At 61.6% G+C, this 19,328-nt stretch carries 17 protein-coding genes; 2 read left to right on the forward strand and 15 right to left on the reverse strand.

Features of this window, described 5'->3' with window-relative positions:
- The 9 genes from madL to V6M90_RS14140 all read right to left on the reverse strand — a co-directional run bounded on the left by madL (position 1) and on the right by V6M90_RS14140 (position 7,385).
- Positions 1-414 (reverse strand): malonate transporter subunit MadL, encoded by a 414-nt coding sequence (gene madL, locus V6M90_RS14100; RefSeq protein WP_064454526.1) that lies wholly within the window; start codon positions 412-414, stop codon positions 1-3.
- A 67-nt stretch (positions 415-481) separates the two neighbouring features.
- The gene (gene mdcH, locus V6M90_RS14105) at positions 482-1,381 is read right to left on the reverse strand and encodes a malonate decarboxylase subunit epsilon (RefSeq protein WP_332846698.1); all 900 of its coding nucleotides are present in this window, start codon (positions 1,379-1,381) and stop codon (positions 482-484) included.
- Positions 1,378-1,974: a malonate decarboxylase holo-ACP synthase gene (locus tag V6M90_RS14110; protein ID WP_042945393.1), complete on the reverse strand. Its 597-nt coding sequence runs from the start codon at positions 1,972-1,974 to the stop codon at positions 1,378-1,380. Before V6M90_RS14110 ends, mdcH begins: the two co-directional genes overlap by 4 nt.
- Complete coding sequence (gene mdcE, locus V6M90_RS14115) at positions 1,968-2,738, reverse strand: biotin-independent malonate decarboxylase subunit gamma (RefSeq protein ID WP_141062904.1); 771 nt, start codon at positions 2,736-2,738, stop codon at positions 1,968-1,970. Before mdcE ends, V6M90_RS14110 begins: the two co-directional genes overlap by 7 nt.
- The gene (locus tag V6M90_RS14120) at positions 2,735-3,577 is read right to left on the reverse strand and encodes a biotin-independent malonate decarboxylase subunit beta (RefSeq protein ID WP_141062903.1); all 843 of its coding nucleotides are present in this window, start codon (positions 3,575-3,577) and stop codon (positions 2,735-2,737) included. The genes mdcE and V6M90_RS14120 overlap by 4 nt, the downstream gene beginning before the upstream one ends.
- Positions 3,570-3,869: a malonate decarboxylase subunit delta gene (locus V6M90_RS14125; RefSeq protein WP_003176657.1), complete on the reverse strand. Its 300-nt coding sequence runs from the start codon at positions 3,867-3,869 to the stop codon at positions 3,570-3,572. The genes V6M90_RS14120 and V6M90_RS14125 overlap by 8 nt, the downstream gene beginning before the upstream one ends.
- On the reverse strand, positions 3,869-4,702 hold the full coding sequence (locus V6M90_RS14130; protein WP_332846699.1) for a triphosphoribosyl-dephospho-CoA synthase: 834 nt from the start codon (positions 4,700-4,702) through the stop codon (positions 3,869-3,871). Before V6M90_RS14130 ends, V6M90_RS14125 begins: the two co-directional genes overlap by 1 nt.
- Entirely contained in the window at positions 4,703-6,373 is a 1,671-nt protein-coding gene (gene mdcA, locus V6M90_RS14135) for a malonate decarboxylase subunit alpha (RefSeq protein ID WP_003176659.1), read from the reverse strand.
- A gap of 319 nt (positions 6,374-6,692) precedes the next feature.
- A complete protein-coding gene (locus V6M90_RS14140; RefSeq protein ID WP_305428028.1) occupies positions 6,693-7,385 on the reverse strand; it encodes an NBR1-Ig-like domain-containing protein in 693 nt (230 codons plus the stop codon).
- 232 nt (positions 7,386-7,617) lie between these two features.
- Here V6M90_RS14140 and V6M90_RS14145 point away from each other — a divergent pair, with 232 nt between their 5' ends.
- Both V6M90_RS14145 and V6M90_RS14150 read left to right on the forward strand, forming a co-directional pair.
- Complete coding sequence (locus V6M90_RS14145) at positions 7,618-8,424, forward strand: 2OG-Fe(II) oxygenase (protein WP_141062902.1); 807 nt, start codon at positions 7,618-7,620, stop codon at positions 8,422-8,424.
- A 22-nt stretch (positions 8,425-8,446) separates the two neighbouring features.
- On the forward strand, positions 8,447-9,076 hold the full coding sequence (locus tag V6M90_RS14150) for a LysE/ArgO family amino acid transporter (RefSeq protein WP_332846700.1): 630 nt from the start codon (positions 8,447-8,449) through the stop codon (positions 9,074-9,076).
- A gap of 91 nt (positions 9,077-9,167) precedes the next feature.
- On the opposite strand, the gene V6M90_RS14155 is transcribed toward V6M90_RS14150, so the two are convergent.
- The 6 genes from V6M90_RS14155 to V6M90_RS14180 form a co-directional block, all read right to left on the reverse strand.
- On the reverse strand, positions 9,168-9,770 hold the full coding sequence (locus V6M90_RS14155; protein ID WP_141062900.1) for a nucleotidyltransferase domain-containing protein: 603 nt from the start codon (positions 9,768-9,770) through the stop codon (positions 9,168-9,170).
- 61 nt (positions 9,771-9,831) lie between these two features.
- Positions 9,832-10,071, reverse strand: a complete 240-nt coding sequence (locus tag V6M90_RS14160; RefSeq protein ID WP_332846701.1) for a DUF6124 family protein — start codon at positions 10,069-10,071, stop codon at positions 9,832-9,834.
- 333 nt (positions 10,072-10,404) lie between these two features.
- Positions 10,405-10,824 (reverse strand): hypothetical protein, encoded by a 420-nt coding sequence (locus V6M90_RS14165; RefSeq protein WP_332846729.1) that lies wholly within the window; start codon positions 10,822-10,824, stop codon positions 10,405-10,407.
- A 490-nt stretch (positions 10,825-11,314) separates the two neighbouring features.
- Positions 11,315-12,859, reverse strand: a complete 1,545-nt coding sequence (locus V6M90_RS14170) for a Fic family protein (protein ID WP_305428033.1) — start codon at positions 12,857-12,859, stop codon at positions 11,315-11,317.
- A 161-nt stretch (positions 12,860-13,020) separates the two neighbouring features.
- Positions 13,021-13,476, reverse strand: a complete 456-nt coding sequence (locus V6M90_RS14175; protein ID WP_205490989.1) for a chemotaxis protein CheW — start codon at positions 13,474-13,476, stop codon at positions 13,021-13,023.
- Positions 13,469-19,285 carry a hybrid sensor histidine kinase/response regulator gene (locus V6M90_RS14180; protein WP_332846702.1) on the reverse strand — a complete coding sequence of 1,939 codons (5,817 nt, stop codon included), beginning with the start codon at positions 19,283-19,285 and terminating at the stop codon, positions 13,469-13,471. Before V6M90_RS14180 ends, V6M90_RS14175 begins: the two co-directional genes overlap by 8 nt.
- Positions 19,286-19,328 lie beyond the last annotated feature (43 nt).

Genomic DNA, 19,328 nt, shown 5'->3' on the forward strand with positions numbered 1-19,328 from the left:
TCAGCGGCCTCCCACGACAGGTGTGGGTGTGATCAGCGGCTCTTCATCGGGCAACGGTTCGCCTTTATGCGTACGGCTGATCAAGGCAATGGTGCAACCACACACCACCACCGAACCGATGGCCGCGAGCACCGCGACCGGGCCACCGTGCAGGGCGGTGACCACGTTTTGTTGTGCCGCCATCGCCACCACCACCGGGATATACATGGCGCCCCAGAAGCCGACGCCCATTTCGCAATCCTTGGTCATGCCGCCGCGCTTTTGCATCCAAAGGCGGGCGCAGATCAGCAGGATCATCGCGATGCCCACCCCGCCCACGTTGGATTTTACGCCCAGCAATACGCCGAGCATGTCGCCCATGATCACACCCGCGAGCGTGCAGATCGCCAGCAGTGCCACACCGTAAATAATCATTGTTGTTGTCCTCAAAGTGCTCGATCGACATTGTTGTTTTTGTACTTCGAAAGCCTTGGGTAGTGCTTTATCGGTGGCGGCGTTCCTCCTCTTGCAGCAGGGCCTGCAAGGTGTCCAGGCGCGCGCCTTCGCAGGCGATCACCGTGCCTTGTTCAAAGACACGCCGTGACAAACCGGTGAGCACGGCGCCCGGGGGCAGTTCGATTTGCAGGCGCACCCCGCGCTCGTAGGCGCTCTGCACGGTGCCGCGCCAATCGACGACGCGGCACATGTTGAAGGTCAGGTCGTCGCGCAGTTGCTCGGGGTTTTGGATCGGCCGCGCACGGGTGCTGCTCAGGTAGGTGATGCGCGGCGCCGTGAGCGGAACGAAGGCTTGCGCCAAGGTCCGCGCCGGTTGCTCCAGCAGCGCGCAATGGGACGGCACGCTCACGGCCAGACGCCTGGCAACGCCATTGCCTTGGATACGTCGGGCGACAAGCGTCATGGCGGCTTCGCTGCCGGCGATCACGGTCTGGTTGTCGGCATTGATATTGGCCAGGTACACCGGGGTGTCGGGGCTGTGGATATCGGCCAGCAAGGCTTCGACGGTGGATAACTGCGGGCCGATGATCGCCGTCATGCCGTAGCCCTGTGGATAAGCCTGTTGCATCAGTTCACCGCGCAGGCTGACCAGCCGGACCGCGTCGGCAAAATCCAAAGCGCCCGCGATCACCGCTGCCGGGTAGGCGCCGATGGACAAGCCCGCCACGTAGTCCGGCGTGTATTGCAGCAGGCGCGCATGGGCCACGCCAGCGATCAACAGGCACAGTTGAACGGCGCGTGTCGACTCAAGCGCCTTCGCGCCATCGAGTGCGCGAACGTCCTCGCCCAAGGCCTGGCTGGCTTCATCCAACACCTGGGCCGGCAATGACTGGAGCATGCCCGGCCGTTGCGCGCCCTGCCCTGGGAACACCAGCAGGCTGCTCATGCCACGGCCTGCCAGGGATCCAGGACAAGATGCGCAGCGCCGGCGGTCTTGAGCAGCACCCGCCGTGAGGGGCCGGCCCATTCGCGCAAGGCCACCGCGCCAAACGGGGTTTGCAGTTGCAGGTCGACGGCGCATACCGCCTTGTCCAGCGTCGCCAGCAGCTCCCGTGCGCTGTCGCGCGCCAGCGGCTCGGGCGTGCGCAGAATCAAATCCAGGTCGCTCAGGGCATGCAGTGCTTCGATGCCGGTGGCCAACTCGAAGCCGGCACTGCCACTGACGCCCCAGTTGGCCTGCGCCAGCATCGGCCGCAGTTGCTGCAGTGCCTGCAACGCGGGTAAATCCCGGGGAGAGATCACACCGCGCAACGCTTCGGGCACCACCCGCCGACGCACGGCTGTAATCGGCATCTGCGCGGCAAGACGTTGCTCACGCAAACGCCCGCGCACGCCGACCGCCACCTGGCCCGGCTCGACGAGGGCGCGACGCACCACTACCGGATGGCCGGCGCTGATCGCATCCACCGCCCAGGCCGGTGCATCGGCGGGCAGGTGCGCCGGGGTCATGCCCCAGAGCAAGTCATGGGCGTTCACCATTGTTCCCGCAACAGTTGGCGTACGTGGCTGGAAGCGGCGCGGTTACTGGCGCCGAGGCGGCCGCTCAGGTCTGCGCTATCTACGTCCTTGATGGCACTGACCAGACACCCACGCACCCGCGCCAGATCGTCCGCCGTGGGCTGTTCGATTTGGCTGACCGACAAGGTCTCCCACAACAAGCCGAGGCTGGCAAAGCTGTCGATGTCATAGGCCATCGGCGGCACGCTGGCGGCCAGGGCTTCGAGCTCTTCAACGCTGCGCAGGGTCACCCGCGCCGCCGAGGCCTTGCCCATGGCGTGCACCATCACGCCAGGGTCGCGCAGGGCGATCAGGCGGTTGGCCTGGTAGCCGTGGGCGAGGAACGCACCGGACATGGCCTTGCCCACCAACAACGCAATCACCGGGTGCCCGGCCAAACGGGCGCGGGCGTAGGCATCGGCGGCGGCGGCCAGGGCTTGATGGATACCGAGGGCTTCTTCGCGACGGCCATAGGCTTGGCTCGGCACATCGACGATAGCGATAATGGGGCGTTTGTCGCCGCGAACGATGGCTTCATCCACCGCTTTGGCCAAGCCCCAACCTTCGAGCAAACCGACTTCGCCGCTGCGCGCACGGGGAAAACGATTCTGCGCGTCAGTGACCACGGCAATGAAGCGCACCGCCTGCTCACCCAACACACCGTCGGCCGCTTTCAACGAATCCGGCAAACCACCCACAGGCGTTGCGCCAGCACTCAACGCGTTGAACCACTGCAACCCTCTCATGAGCGTTCTCCCTGATACAGATCGCGAACCGTCGCCGGGTCGATTTGCGCCGTGGTGTCCAGCTCGGCCAAACGCGCCAGGTAAAAATCGGCTTGCCGACTGCGCTGTTGAGCGGGCAAGCCTGCGTGCAGCAACGCGGTGACGGTCTGTTGGACCTGCGCCACATCGTCCGCCACATAGCGATCGGCCAGGCCGCTGTTAAAACGCTGTTCACCGCCGGTGAGACTCCAGATGAACGGCCGATCGCGCGAATCGTATTCGTCCAACCCGGCCTCCTGTTCGATCACTTGCGGACCATTGAGGCCCAGGCGGGCTTCGCGGGTCACCACCAGATAGCTGCACAATCCGGCGGCGATGGACATACCGCCAAAGCACCCGACACTGCCCGCCACCACACCAATCACCGGCTGGTACTGGCGCAGATCGACAATCGCCGCGTGGATATCGGCAATCGCGGCCAGGCCCAGGTTGGCTTCCTGTAAGCGCACACCGCCGGTTTCCAGCAGCAGCACGGCGCGAGTCGGGATGCCCTTGCGGTTGTCTTCGGCGGCCAGTTCCAGCGCACCGGCGATTTTTGCGCCGCCGACTTCACCGAGGCTGCCGCCCTGGAAGTTGCCTTCGATGGCCGCCACTACCGCGGGCAAGCCATCGATGCGGCCCTTGGCGATGATGACACCGTCATCGGCCTGGGGCACAACGCCTTGGCGGCTGAGCCAGGGCGACATGACGCGCTGGAACGGGTCGATCAGTTCACGGTAGGAACCGGCGTCCAGCAGCGCCTTGGCTCGCTGGCGCGCACCGAGCTCGACAAAGCTGTGTTGGGTGAGCAGGTCAGTCATGGCCGATCTCCTCGAAACCCTGCTCCAGACGCAGACGCACCACGCCGGGGGTGGCGCCGAAATCGTGGATATCAATATTCAGGGCCGGTGGCGTGTGTTCCAGAAAGATCCGCTCGAACAGGTGCTGCCAGCGTTGCTGCGCACCATTGACCGAGGTCTGCACCTGGATACTCAGCGTGCCGGGCGTGCCCGGTTCCAGCAGCACTTCCAGGTCGCCCGAGCCGACGCAACCCACCAGCGCACGACCTGTTGGCGGCTGCCCGGCGGGGAATTCAAAGGATAAGGTTTCCATCACAACACTCCGTCGAGGCGGTCGATAAACAGGCAGGCGGCCAACAGGTCGGCGGCGCCACCGGGGGAGGCATTCAGGGCCAAGAGTTGATTGTCGAGTTCGTGCAATTGGCGGCGGCCGGCCAGGGTCGCGCTGCCACCCGCGTCGAGCACCGCTTGAGCGCCATGCTGCATCGCGTGCAAGCCTTCGGTGCCGGCGCGGTAGAGCACGCAGGTGTCGGCCAGTTCGGTCATGATCGCCAGCAAGGCGTCGAGGCGAGCGTTCTGTTCACCGGCGTTTTGGCGGCGGCTCCTGCGCAGTTGCGGCAGGCCGCGCTGCGTCACGGAAGGGAAGCCCAGTTGCGCTTCTTCACGGGCACCGCGCGCGCCGTAGCGTTGCGCGACCTGGGCGCCGTGGCTCATCGGTTGAGGCGCATAACGGTCGTTGAGCAGGGCTAATCTGGCCGCATTCAGCGTTATGGCGCGCGGTTCCAGGGCGGCCGATGCGGTCAGCAGACCGAGCGCCCAGATCGCGCCGCGATGGGTGTTCACGCGTTGTGTGGTGGCGAGCATCGCCTGTTCGCCTTCACGACCGATGCGGCCGAGGGCTTCGCGTAGCGGCAAGCCGACCTCGCCGATATCAATAGCCGCCTCGGCCATCTCCTTGAACATCGGCCACAGCGACAGCGCCGAGGCGTGCATCAGCCCCAGGTGCAAATCGTGGTGGGCGCCATTGCCGCGCCGGTCCACCAGGGCTGGTTTGGGTGACAGGTCGGCTTCATCGATCAGCGCGTCGACGGCCATATCCGCCAGGCGTTCGGCGAGGCTCAGTTCATGCAGTTTGAGGGCGCGCATTTACCAGCTCCTGAATTTGGCGGGCGGGTTGTACAAGCCACCGGACCATTCCACCAGGTCGGCCACGCTTTTGGCGGCCAGCAACTCGCGGGTGGCGTCGGTGCGGCGAATCCCGAGGTCTTCGGGCAAGGCGATCAAGCCTTCGCGGCGCATGCGCGCGGTGTCCTTGGGGTTGTGGCGCAGGCCAATGGCGGTGACCCCGGCGACGGCGGCGATCATCGCCTGGCGCTCTTCCAGGGAGCGCGCTTTGTACAGGTAAGCGATACCTTCTTCGGTAAGCAGGTGGGTCACGTCGTCGCCGTAAATCATGATCGGCGCCAGCGGCATGCCGCTTTTGCGTGCCACTTCGACCGCATCCAGGGTATCGACGAAGGTGGGCTTGCCGCCTTCCTGGAAGGTCTCGACCATCTGCACCACGAGCTTTTTGCCACGTTCGAGCAAGGCATCGGGCGCATCGTCGTGGCGCATGTCCAGCCAGGCCGGCGTGCCGTGACGACGGCCGCGCGGGTCGTGCCCCATGTTCGGCGCCCCGCCAAAGCCGGCAAGGCGGCCACGGGTCACGGTGCTGGAATGGCCGTCACCGTCGACTTGCAGGGTGGCGCCGATAAACAAGTCCACCGCGTACTGACCGGCCAGTTGGCAGAACATGCGGTTGGAGCGCATCGAGCCGTCGCGGCCGGTAAAGAACACATCCGGGCGCGCGGCGATGTAATTCTCCATGCCCAACTCGGTGCCGAAGCAATGCACGCTTTGCACCCAACCGCTTTCAATCGCGGGGATCAGCGTAGGGTGCGGGTTGAGGGTCCAGTTGCGGCAGATTTTGCCCTTCAAGCCCAGGGATTCGCCGTAGGTGGGCAGGATCAACTCGATGGCGGCGGTGTTGAAACCGATGCCGTGGTTGAGCGACTGCACGTTGTGTTTTTCGTAGATGCCACGGATCGCCATCATCGCCATCAGCACATGCACCGGCTTGATATGGCGTGGGTCGCGGGTGAACAGCGGCTCGATGTAGAACGGCTTGTCGGCCACCACCACAAAATCTACCCAACTGGCCGGGATGTCCACGCGGGGCAAGTCGCTGACGTCGTCCACCAACTGGTTGACCTGCACGATGACGATGCCATCGCTGAAGGCGGCGGGTTCGATCAACGCCGGCGTGTCTTCGGTGCTGGCGCCGGTGTAGATATTGCCGGCGCGGTCGGCCATGAAACCGGCCGAGAGTACGACGTTGGGGATCAAGTCCACGACCAGGCGGGCATAGAGTTCGATGTAGGTGTGGATCGCGCCGACTTCCAGCAGACCGTCTTCCAGCAACTGGCTGATGCGCAGGGATTGGGTGCCGGCGAAGGAAAAGTCCAGCTTGCGGGCGATGCCTTTTTCGAACAGGTCCAAGTGCTCGGAGCGGCCAACGCTGGGCATGATCATGTGCAAATCGTGGAGCTTGGCCGGGTCGGCCTTGGCCAGGGAGCGCGAGAGGAAATCAGCTTGCTTCTGGTTGTTGCCCTCCAGCACCACACGGTCGCCGGGGAGGATCAGCGCCTCAAGCGCTTCGACGATCCTGTCGCTGGGCAACACCGCCCCGTCTGCGTACTGTTGGACCAGCCCGAGCCGCCGCTGCTTCTCGTCGCGCCGCCGCGTCCAGCGCGAGTCGGGGGTTATTGTTGTTGTCATGGTCGCTCCACGGGGTTTGCTGTCGTGGGGCTTACCTTAGGAGTGATTCAGGGAGCCATCAATCAAGCTCAGTAGCAGACCGTTACGCCTGGAGTAACGAAGATCGAATTTTGGGAGGGGCTTGCTCCCGATGCAGTCAGTCAGTCACCCCATCTGGGGCTGATCCACTGCTATCGGGAGCAAGCCCCTCCCAAGTTTGCTCATTGGTGTTGGTGGGATAGCGGTCCCAAAAAGGGAATGATCAGTCCCTGTTTGGGACCTTTTGCGGCGAAGGGCTGACCTGCTCCAGCGCGCTATCCACCAATAGTGCCCGCAGCGTTCAACGCGCCATAACATTGACCAACACATGCAAAATGAACGCAGGCCCATAGCAAGGTTTTCCCTGCGCATCCTCAATTCTCCAGATTGAAGCCAACGTGCAGGTTTCCCTGGGGGCCGCAAACTCCACACTGATATGCACGGGCTGCCCCGGCAGCGTATCGGCAATGGGGAGCTCGCTGTGCAAGCTACGCAGGTGAGTGTCCAGCACGACCTCCAACTGACCTTGTGCGTCAGCCCGGCGGGCAATTACATATTCCCCGTCCACACGCACCAGTCGTCGCCCGCGCCAGGGTCGTGTGCCCAGGTTCTGAATCTCCCAGGTTTTCTGAAACACCTCCCCTGGCATTACGACAGTTTGATCAGGCATCGTGACATCGGCGTTGAACACTGCGACGTCCTGCGGATCATGAACACCAATGGCTCGATTGGTCATAGCCATCGAGCAAGCATTGGCGGGCGCGCCTGTCAGGTCGGCAAAGTAGCGAAACAACAACAGAGGCGAAACCTGCAACGCCTTGGCCAGCTTGATCAGCGTGCGTACCGACGGGTCTTTGGACGCCCCATCCGCCAGACCGTACAGGTAAGTCCTGGAGATCCCCGCCTCCTTGGCCAACCTCGTCAGGGGCTTGCCCAACTCTCGGCCGCGCCGCGCAATCAGTGACTTGAGGGTATCTCGCGTTTTTATGTTCATGCGCAGTTTTCAGTTCCCAGTCTTTGGGTGAACGTCATGTCTTTGTCCACCAAAAAAGACACCCTGTCCGCCGCCACGTGACTTTAATCCAGCACAATCGCCATCTGCTGGCGATGTTGTGAAGGACATGGATGGGTCCCTTTTAGTCGGTCATATCCAGTGTCGTAGTTTCTCGCATGCTTGCGAACCCAGTGTTTGTTGCATTCCTTTACATCTACCTTTGGATATAGCCATGACCCACATCAAAGCGTGCTGTGAATCCATTGTTCGAACAGGCTTCGGCAGCCTGCAAATATCAGAAGCCATGCTGCAGGATTGCAAAAAAATCGTTGATGAATACTCCGCAATATCGCCAGCCACCAAGGCCTCGTTTTCCTTCGCGAAAGACACCGATGGATTTTTCCCCTTTGGCGCCGAGTACTCGAGCATTGAGGATCAACCAGATCTGTGTGAGCGATTTTGTTACTGGCCTGTGCACTCATCAAAACGAAAGGCTTTTGAGTTCATACGAAGTGAGTTTTTTGCTGCCGTTGATGCTTTTGAACGACAGATCAGCGAGCTTGCACAGGAACTGATGGACGGAGTTTGCGCGGAGTTTGGGGCCACTTCCTTGACCTCTTTGCGTGCGGCGTCCTATCTGCAACTGTGTGTCTATGGAGCCAACTCCGGGTCTGATAAGCGCCAGTTTGCTCAGGACCCTCACGAGGATGGCCATTTGCTGTCGTTTATCAAACCTACGCGTGACGGCCTCGTTCTGGTTCGAGGCAGCTCACTGGAGCCAGTACGCCTCTTGGAGAACGAGATTGCAATCCTGGCCGGATCGTTACTGACCGAGCTCTCAGACTACGCGATTCCCGCCGCATACCACGCGGTTCTGACGCCTCGAACACCAACGCCACGCAGCTCTCTTATTTACTTCGTCAACCCTGATGCGGAGCAGGAACTGACAGGTTTTTTCCGCCATCAGCCGATCGACTTGAAAGCCACCGTCAATGCACGCCATACCGGTTTCGGCAATCACCCCCTTCAATTGACCTGATACCCAGGCGACCGAGCACTTAATGATTCCTGACCTCAACGCCCTTTATCTCGAAGGTCTGCTATTGGGCATTGGACTGTTCGCCGCGCCTGGACCAAAGGACACGCTGGTCATTCGCCAGGGTGTCAGTCGCGGTCCTGTCTGGGGGGTGGTGGCCGTATGCGTGTTCGCCGATATCATTCTTATCGGTCTTGGGGTATTGGGGTTGGGATCGTTGCTCGACAGTCAGCCCGGTCTGGTGGCGCTTCTGCTGTTATCGGGAGCGGCCTATCTGTTGTGGTTTGGCTGGCAGAGGTTATTGGCGTGTGTGCATAACCAGTCGACGCCGGATACTCAGGGCAACCTCACCTCACAACGGGGATTGCTGCGCACAGCAGTAATACTTGGATTTGCCAATCCGTATGCCTGGCTTGATACCGTGGTGCTGATTGGCTCTATTGGTGCCGCAAAGCCCGTCAGCCAACAAGCGTCGTTTGCCAGCGGAGCGATGACCGCATCGCTGGTGTGGTTTGTGGCTTTGGCATTGGGATGTCAAAGGCTGACGAGGCTGTTTCGTTCGGCAAAGGTCTGGCGTTTATTGGACGCGGGTGTGGCAATTTTGATGGTGTACCTGGCAGGAACGCTGATTGCTGATTTTCTGGTGCTGTATTGATCGAGCGGTTTTCGCGGATTGATTGAGGTCAACAAACGAACGCAATTTCATGTGGTACGGGCGGTGTCTGAACGAACCGCGCTATCTCCACTCATGGCCAGTCACTGGATTCCAGGGGGTTGCCCCCAATCAGATTGATCTTGTCCTGTTGCACGACCCGCTGCACAAAACTGTTCCCGGCATTCCATTTGCCGATCCAGTCTTCGGGGGTGTAAAGCGTCGGGTTGATGGTGCGGCCCAGCTGCTCTTCCAGCGGCATGAGCTGCTCCATGACTTCACTGTAGTTGAGGCTTTCGCCAATCAGCATGAGATCTATGTCACTGGATGAGTGCGCCTCACCCTTGGCGATGGACCCGTAGATAAAGGCCCAGGTTATGTGCTCGACGAACGGTGCCAATGCATTGCGCAAAGGCTCGTCCAGGCTCAGCGTTTTGCGCACGATGGCTAGCAGTTCCGAGTAGATCGGGCATTGGGGGTTGGCTTGGTAGTGGGTTTGGTTGCCCTGGCGCGTCATGCTCAAAATGCCCGCCGACTGCAAGCGCTCCAGCTCTCGGGTGAGACTGCCCTTGCCCACTTGGGCCCAGCGCGCGATTTCATTGGTGAAGAAACTTTGGTCGGGTTTGCCGAAAAGCAGGCCAAACACCTTTTGCTGGGTGGCGGTGAAGAGCGCAGTGCTGATAGGCAGGGTTTGCATGGCGGCGACCGAAGAGTCCCAAAAAGGGAACGATAGGTCCCTTTTTGGGAACGATCAAGTTCTAAGCCGCAGGTGTGGGGGAAATATTTTCCAGTGCCTGATCCACTAGCAAATGCCCCAACTCGGCCATCTGCTGGATCCCGAGCATGATTGCGCGCTGGGAAGTGTCCAGGTCGAAGGCAAGTTTGCAGGTGAGTGCGTTGAGCGAGGACAGCGTTTCGCTGGCGTTGACCAACAGGGTTTCGGTGTCCTGGTGGGGGGTTACGGTGAAGAGGGGTGGATTGGGGGTAGGTTTGACCATGATGAAACTCCTAAACAGTTAGTAAGGAGCGCCACCGTTCGCTTGCACGCGAATAGGGTGGCGACCGTGCGCAGGTGTGCAAGACCGGGCCTGTTTAGGACACCCAGCAGGTCCGAAGACCTCCTGCGCGCAGCCGCCATAAAGCAGCGAGCACAAAAAACGCCCGTTGGATGGCTGGGCGTTTGTACGCCTAAACAGTTTCATCGGACTTGCACGTCCGTGTCACCGTTTTTTGCGATGACGGGACGAAGACTAGGCGCGCTGAGCACCCACGACAAGTTCACGCACAGCCCAACATCTTGCAGGAAAAATCCGAAGCCCGCAGGGGCAGGCCTACAGCCTCATGTCGATGCTCACAGCCCCCAAAGCTTCAAGCGGATAGCTGCGGTACTCATAAACCTCCCCACGAACAATGAGGCGGATGGCTCCATCCGCCTGGGTCACTTGGACATCAGGCTCCTTGGTTTTTAGAAATGGATGTGCCGAAACCAATGTCGCCAGTATCTCTCGATCACTGCCCAAATCCTTATGAACGTAGTATCTGAAGGAAAACCCCACTGTCGCGCCGCCCTGCCCGTCACGCACGCCATAAATTGAGCTACCGTTGCCTAGGGAGTGTTTCAAAACCACTTTGTCCAGATCCGGTGTACCGGATGACATGATCCAACTGCCTGCGATGTAAATCAGACAGGCCACCAGAAGGCTGTTGCGCAGGACAGGTAAGAGGCTCTTAGTAGCCCTGAGAAATTGCATATTCAATCCCCCTTCTTAACCAATATTGATCGCGAGGATCATCGCCAAAAGGGTCATCGCCCCACCATGATCCAAACTCAGGCGTGGTGGTTTTTGCGAATGTTTGAGCGACGCCTGCTGCCCGCAACGTTGGATATCGCCATGTTTTCAAGCATCGAAACACCGGGCGGCATTAACGGTACGGTCATTTGCGGATCCTTGCTGGCAGTGAGAAGCGCAGAAACTAGCCATTCCCCTCCGGCCTGAAAACCCGCCTAATCCAAATACAGAACTCGCCTACAGCAACTCCATCCTATTCCGACATACCGCCCGGTGATGGTCGTCGAAGCAAAGTGCCTACGACTTATAGCTGGCCGGGTATCGGAAGCAACCGGTGAGCGGTTTGCACGGATTGGTTGAGGAGTGGGAGGGGGCTTTCCCACATTTGCTCAGTAGCGCCTGTTGGATAGTAGTCCACGAGAAGTTCATGCACGGCCCAATACCGCCCCAATCACTCTTCGCCACTCCCCACTTCTCGCTCTTCAAATGCCGATCGCACGGCTTCCACAACACGCTCTGTGCGGCCTGCATCGTCCAACTGCGGATAGGCTTTCTTCAGTTTGCCGGATACCTGCCAGCCATTTTCCTTGAGCGAGCGAATGATGCGGTTCGCGTCTTGATCAGGCATTTCAAGCACGTCCTTGAGCCGCTCCTGGGCAAGCTGGAAAGTGATGAGTACACGCGCTTCATCAGCCATCTCGGTGCGGACGGTATGCGCCACGACCTGCGCCGTGTACAACACGTGCTCGGTCAGATCAGGATAGCGCCATGCAAAGTGCGCGTCGTCGTAGTCATCGAAGACCAGGTTGCTTGAGGTGCCGTCTTTGTAGACGGCGACTTTTCCAAAACGATAGGACGCTGCATAGCGTTGCATAAATGGCCGCGAAAACACTTCCAACGTGCGGTCATAACGCGCCCGAAAATCAATCGAACTGATGATAGTGGCCGATACAGGCAGGATCACGCCCTCCGGCACCGCCTTATCACGGATCAAGATATCGTTGATCAAGAAACGATGAATCCGACCATTGCCATCGCGCATCGGATGGATATACACAAAGGCAAAAGCGATTGCCGCCGCCCGGGCCAACGGTTCGGCGCCGCGTGTGGCCAGCTCGAATGCTTTTAGGCCACCGAGCAAGTGCGGCAGCGCCTCAAAGGCCGGCGCGATGTAGTGCACGATATCCTCGCGCATCGTCGCCTGCCCCACGAAGACCGGCGAGCGTCGCAGGCCCAGCCCGAGCGCCTCATGCCCCAGAATACCGGCTTGCAACGTGTGCAGGCTGTCGTTACTCAACGGATCCTCGATAAGGCCACAGTGCTGGGCGATCACATGGGCAAATCGCTGGATCCTGTCGGCCTTATCTGCCTCCCTCTCGATCAGAAAGCTCGAGCGCGACTCCTTGAGGGTCAGCCAACTGGCCGTGCGCATCAGGATGTCGGTGCCAAAGGTTTGGTTCAGCTCGCGCAGGGCCAAACCCAAGTCAAATTGCAGTGCTTCTTGAACAGATTCGGTACGACGAACCAACGGGCAGAATGCTGGCACACCGGGAAGATTATCGTTGATGCGCCAGCGCCGAACCCGCAGCGGTTCAACACGAGTCAAGTAATGCTGTGCAGATACAGCATCGACATAACCGCCATTAGTGACATCCGGCACATCAAGGTGCTTTCCGGTCAGCCACTCATACAGGAATCCCGTGCGGCGAGCATATTGACCAAAAGGCGCCTGCCGGCACCAGGCTTCAACAGGCTTAGGGCCAATAACCGAAAACAGTCGGGCGAAAAATTCGAGGTGGAGGTCTTCGTACTTGAGCCCAAATTCGAAATGCCCTGCGAAGTCGTCCGCCGGCTGGTAGCTGGCAGGATACTTGCGCTCGACATGCCCATCTCTTTCGCGGCTCATCCGTGTCGTACCGATTACCGATTCGACGCGCAGAGGTTGTACCAGCGCGATTCGGTAGCGGTCGGCAAGCGCCTTGAAGCCTACTTGCATTGTCGAGTTCCCTAACGAGAGCTAAAAAATGATAACTATCAGGGGATAGTAGGCGAAAATAATAATTTCGCATCCACGAAAAGGCTAATAGCCACTTCAATTTGATAATAAATCCAATATTAGCGTCGAAAACGATAAAAACCATTTGCAGTGTTTTGTGTTCAGGCCAAGCCAGACTCAACCAGTAAGGCTTCGATCCCCATCAAATCCGGCACCTTCGCCACCTGTTCCCCCACTTGCACCGCCGCCAGTTCCAATGGGCACAGCGGCACGTCCACATAGCTCAACTCGCTATCGAGCTTGTACGACCGCGGAATACCCTGGATCACCAGCGCAATAAACTTCAATGTCGGCCGCCCGCCCAGCGCATTCAACACCACAATCCGCGAGCGTTCGCCGGTGACGCAGACCTCACCGCACGCCGCCTCAAAGCTGATCAACGGAATCTGCCGGTCCCGCCACGCCACTTGCCGCAAATACCACGGCGGTGCATCGCTGGCGGGTTCTCCGCGCTGGAAGTCGATCAGTTCGGCAATGGCAACGTTGGGCAGTATCAGGTGCCGGTCCGCCAGGGGCAGCAGCAACCCGGTGAGTTGGCTGGCGCGGTGATCAAGCATGGGACTTGCTCCAGTAGGCGATGCTTTCCAGCAGCACCGACTCTTGGTACGGCTTGCCGAGGTAGTCGTTGACGCCGATGGCCATGGCACGGTCGCGGTGTTTCTGGCCGGTGCGCGAGGTGATCATGATGATCGGCAGGCGCATCAGACGCGGGTCATTGCGCACCTGGATCGCCACTTCGAAGCCGTCCATGCGCGGCATTTCGATGTCGAGCAGCATCAGGTCCGGGGTATGTTCTTCAAGCACGGCGAGGGCGTCGATGCCGTCCTTGGCGGTGAGCACGTTCATGCCGTTGCGCTCCAGCAGGCGGCTGGTGACTTTGCGCACGGTGACCGAATCGTCCACCACCAGCACCAGCAGCGGGCGCTTTTTCAGCGGGTCGTTGAGAATCAGCGGCGCATCCACCGCCTGCGCCGGCAAGGCCGGTGGCCGCGCGCGGATATGCGCCAGCAAATCGATGATCAACACCACGCGGCCGTCGCCCAGGATGGTCGCCCCGGACAAGCCCTGCACCCCGGAAAACTGTGGGCCCAGGCCCTTGACGACGATCTCGCGGGTACCGGCCATGGCATCCACATGCACCGCCACGTGGCGCTCATTGCACTGCACCAGCAGTACCGGCACGGGCTGGTATTGACCCAGTAATTTCGGGCGGCCGACGGTGTGCAGCAGATCGCCCAGATAGAACAGTTCGTAGCGCTGGCCGGCATATTCGTAGCACGGCGGGTCCTGCTGGTAGTGCCCCGCCAATTCATGGGGCAGCACCCGCACCAGGCCTTCAATGGTGTTGAGCGGGATCGCGTATTGCTCGTCCGCGCATTGCACCATCAGCGCGCGGTTGACCGACACGGTAAAAGGCAGGCGAATGCGAAAGTGCACGCCGGCGCCCGGTGTCGAGTCGATCACCATCGAACCACCGAGCTGGCGCACTTCTTCGTGCACCACGTCCATGCCCACGCCACGCCCGGAAATCTGGGTGATTTTTTCTGCGGTGGAAAAGCCCGGCTGTAAAATGAACTGCAACACGTCGCGGTCGCTCATTTCTTGATGGGGGGCCAGCAAGCCGCGCTTGATCGCCTTGCGCCGTACCGCGTCCAGAGGCACGCCGGCACCGTCGTCGCGCATATCGAAGACAATGTCGCCACCTTCGTGGGTCAGGTCCAAGGTGATGCGGCCCTTCTCCGGTTTACCGGCCGCCAGGCGCACCTCGCGGGACTCCAGGCCGTGGTCGACGGCGTTGCGCAGCATATGCTCCAGCGGCGCCGCCATGCGCTCCAGCACGTTGCGGTCCATCTCGCCCTCGGCGTTGCCGACGATGAACTCCACGTCCTTGCCCAGCTCGCCCGCCACCTGGCGCACGATGCGCTTGAGGCGCGGCAGCATGCGTTCGAACGGCACCATGCGCGTACGCATCAAGCCTTCCTGCAGCTCAGTGTTGATACGCGCCTGTTGCTGCAACAGGTCGTGCGCGTCTTCGTTACGCCGGTCGAGGGTGTCCTTGAGGTCGAGCAGGTCGGAGGCCGACTCGGACAGCGCACGGGACAGCTGTTGCAACTGCGAATGGCGGTCCATTTCCAGCGGGTCGAATTCCTCGTACAGGCGCTCGGCCTCGGCCTGCTGACGGCTGAGGATGCGGCCCTGGGTTTCGCTGTCGAGGCGGCGCAGTTGGTCGCGCATGCGTTCGATGGTGGTCTCGACCTCATGCAGGGCGATGCGTGCGTCATTGACTTGCTGTTCGATGCGCCCCCGGAAGATCGAGGTCTCACCGGCCAGGTTGACCAGGTCGTCCAGCAGCTCGGCGGAGATTTTCACCATGTCGGCAGCCGGATCAACCGCCGCTTCGACCTTGCCCGCCGGCAATGCCACCGGCAGCACAGGCTCGTCGCTGGGGTGCACCAGGCTTTTGATACGTTCGATGAGCTTGTCCACCGAGCCCACCGGCAAGCCATCCGCCACGGCATCGATCATCTGCGCCAGGCGGTCATGGCAGCCCTGCAATAGCGCAAACAGCTCGGGGGACAGCGCGAGCGAGCCGGCGGACAGCCCTTCGTAGAGAAACTCCAGTTCATGGGCCAGGTCGCCAATCGGGCCGATCTCGACCATCCGTGCGCCACCCTTGAGAGTGTGCAGGTCGCGCAGCAGGGTTTCGACCTCCTGGCGACTGTTCGGCTCGGCCTGCCAGCGCAGCAAGGCGGCGCCTGAGCTGTCGAGAATATCGGCGGCCTCTTCGAGGAAAATCTCCAGCAGCTCCGGATCGGTGCTGGACGTTTCCGGCGCCGCGGCCGCCGGTGCCGGCGTGCCGGCCTGGCGCAGTTCGCGCAACTTGCCGACCAGCGCGGCGCTGTCGCTCAAGGGCTGCTGCCGTTGCAGCTCGTCCAGTTGCAAGGCCAGGCGCTCATGGCTGGCCATCAGCACCTGTGAGAGCTCGGTGGAGTAGCTGTAGCGACGGTCCACCAAGCCTTCATAGAGGCATTCCAACTCGTGGGCCAACTCGCCCACCGGGACGATTTCGGCCATACGCGCCCCGCCCTTGAGGGTGTGCAGGTCGCGCTGCAGCGAGGACAACGGTGCCGCGTTTTCCGGCGCCAGTAACCAACGTTTGAGGGCCTGACCGGCGCTGTCGAGGATGTCTACGGCTTCTTCGAGGAAGATCTCGACGATCTCCTCATCCATCGCTGTTTCGTGATTCAACCGCGCCGTGACGGCGCCCAACTCGGCGATGTCCGGGGCGCGCTGGCCGTCGCCCTTGATCAGCCCGGTGGCGGACGGGTCCAGAGCGCCATCCAGCAGTTCGCGCAGGGCCTGCACACGTGCCGGCGCCGGGCCGATTTCCTGGCCGGCGGCCAGTTGATCGAGCATGTTGATCAGCGCTTCATGGGCTTGTTCGACCTCCTGGAAAAACCGCGCGCTGACCGCCAGGCTGCTTTCTTCCACCGCGCCGTAAAGATCGAGCAAGGCTTCACACAACGCATCGATGGCGTGCAGGTCGGCGTCGTGCGCGCCCTCCCCCAGCGTGGTCAGTTCATCCAGCAATGCCGTGAGTTCCTGGCGCTCGCCAGGGTGTTGTTGCCAGCGGCGCAGCAGACTCTCGGCATCGAGCAGGATGTCCATGCCCTGGGCCAGGAAGTTGGCGATCAGTTGGGGGTCGCGCTTGATGCGCAGGCCGGTGTTGGGAGCGTCGAGCAGCGCCGCCAACTGATGGTCGAGCAAGGCTTGAGTACGGTCGATCAAGTCTTGCGCGCCCTTGATCGGCACCCGCGGGTCACGGTCCAGCTGGCGCAACCCTTGCTGAAACAGGCCCTCGGCGTCGAGCAGCAACTCCACTTCATCCAGGTCCAACGGCAAGCGATGGGCCTTGTATTCGCGGGTCAGGTGGTCCAGCGGGCGTACCAGTTCGGCGATCGGCAACACGCCGGCCATGTAGGCGCTGCCCTTGAGGGTGTGCAGGGCGCGTTGCAACTCATCGCTGACTTGCAGCGGCACATGCTCGGCAGCCTGGCGCAAGAAGCGGTTGAGGCTGTCCAGGTGGCTCTGGGCTTCATTGCGGAAGATCTCCAGCAGCATCGGGTCGTGGGGCTCGGCAGCCGACACGGCGACACCGTTGGCCAACGCGTGGGCGCGGGCGGCCAGGGCATCGACTTCACTGCGCTGGCGTTGGTCGTCAGTCGCAAAGTCGGCGATCAGTTCCGGCAGCAGGGCCACCGCTTCGTCCAACACCTGTTGTATCTGCGGGCCTAGGGCCACGCTGCGTTCCAGCACGCGGTTAAGCAGGTTTTCCACGGCCCAGGCCAGCTCCGCCAGCACCAGGGCGCGCACCATCCGGCCACTGCCTTTCAACGTGTGGAAGGCGCGGCGCATTTCGCCCTGGGCGGCTTTGTCGGCGCTGTTGGGCAGGTGGCGGTGCAGCACTTCCAGAACTTCGTCGGTTTCTTCGAGGAAGACTTCACGCAGCTCATCGTCGACAGGCGCTTCATCGGCCGGCGGTGGCAGCAGACTACCGGGGCGCTGCAAGGCCGGCGGGTTGAGGCGCGATGTGGGGTTGGCCAGCGCATCGTACTGGGACTGGCTGGGCGCGGTCTCGCCCGACAACGCACCATCGGGCGCCACCAGCGCCTGGCGCCAGGGTTTCTCCGCCGGCAAGTAGCCCAGCGCCGCCAGGCTTTGGGTGGCCAGCTCCAGCACCTGCTCGCCGGAAGCATCGGGGTCCTGGAGCATGCGTTCCAGGTAGTACTCCAGGCCGCTGATCACGTCAGCAAAATGCCCCAACTGCGTCTCGGACGGCGGGGCGTCGTTGACCATCAACTGCTCATCGACATAATCGGTGCAGCCGCGCATCAGGCTCGCCGCACGGGGCAAGGGGATCATTGCCAGCGCACCGCGCACCTGGCTCAGCAGCTCCGGCACGGACTCCAGACGCTGGAGGTCCCAGTCGGCTTCGAGGCAATCGATCACCAGTTCCTTGGCCTGGCGCAGGCATTGGCAGGACTCGCGGATCACCAATTGGTGAATCTGGGTCAGGTCGGTGGTGGGCAGGCGGCTTTCTTCGCGACTGTCCGGCTCGACGGTGCCGGCCATTCCGGCCAGAGTGGCTTCCACATAGAGCAGCGCGCCGGCCACATCCATCAGCACCGCGTCGTTGGGTTCGCGTTGACCTTGAGCCAGGCTGAGCACGACCGCCAACTGGTCGATGATCACTTTGCGCGGCTGGCCGAACCCCAGCACCGCCAGGGTATCGGCGATCTGCCGCAACGGCGCCAGCAGCGCATCGAGGTCGTCGATGTGTTGGCGGTCACTGCGCACGAACAGGTCGAGACGCTCCTTGACCCGCACCAGTTCCTCGCACAAAGCACCGAGCACCGAGCCCATGGCATTGCGGTCCGGCCCGGCCAGGCGTGCGCGCTCAGCGTCGACCACGGCACTGTCGGGCAACGCCTCATCCAGGCCGTAGCGTTCCTTGAGGCTTTGCATGCGCGGCGTCGGCCGGGTGACTTTGGCCACGTAGAACAACAGGCTTTTGAGCAATTCATCCGGCGCCGGCTGGTTGATGCCGTCAATACTCTGGGCCAGCAGGCGCTTGAGTTGCTTGCCGCTGGCCTTGAGCAGGCTGCGCAGTGCCGGGCTGTTGGCGACCACGCCGGTGAGCATGCCCTCGACCAGCGCCGAGGTGACCTGCCACAAAGGCAACAACGGCGCGCCCTGGCACAGCGCTTCGAGGCGGGCGAACACCCGCGCCATGTCTTCCAGGTTGCTTGGGCCGTGGTCTTCACGCAACAGCCCGGCGAGGGCCTGTTGCAGCAGTTGATGCCATTGGCGCAGTTGCTCGTGAAGGTCCGGCACCGCACGCCGGGCCAGGGCCTCGTCGGGCAGCGGCGCAATCGACAGCAGTTGTGGGCTGAACAGGCTGGTTTCCGACAATAGGCTTTCACCGCGGGCGCTGCGCAGGTCGTTGAGCAGCGGCAGGACGACCAGCGGCAAGTCGCGGCGAGCGCTGTGCACGCGGTCGAGGTACAGCGGCAATTGGCCGAGGGCTTGTTGCAGCAGGCGGATGCTTTCGTCGCGCTGACTCACCTGCCCGGCCTGGAGCGCCAAGGCCAGTTCCTCGATCTCTTCGGCCAGCAGCGCCGCGCCGTAGAACTCGACCATTTGCAGCGCGCCATGCACCTGGTGGATACCGGCCAGGCACAGGCCGATCACGTCATCGTCATGGGTTTCGACAAACGCATCCAGCGCTGAACGGGCCTGTTTCAGGGTTTCGGCAATGTCGCCCTTGACCCATTCGAGGGCCACGTAGTCGTGCCGGTCAACCATAACTGCTCCGCTTGGAATTCGTGGGTGTTCTTGAAACAGTTGG

The organism is Pseudomonas lactucae (assembly GCF_036688725.1).
In the GTDB taxonomy this organism is placed as follows: domain Bacteria; phylum Pseudomonadota; class Gammaproteobacteria; order Pseudomonadales; family Pseudomonadaceae; genus Aquipseudomonas; species Aquipseudomonas lactucae.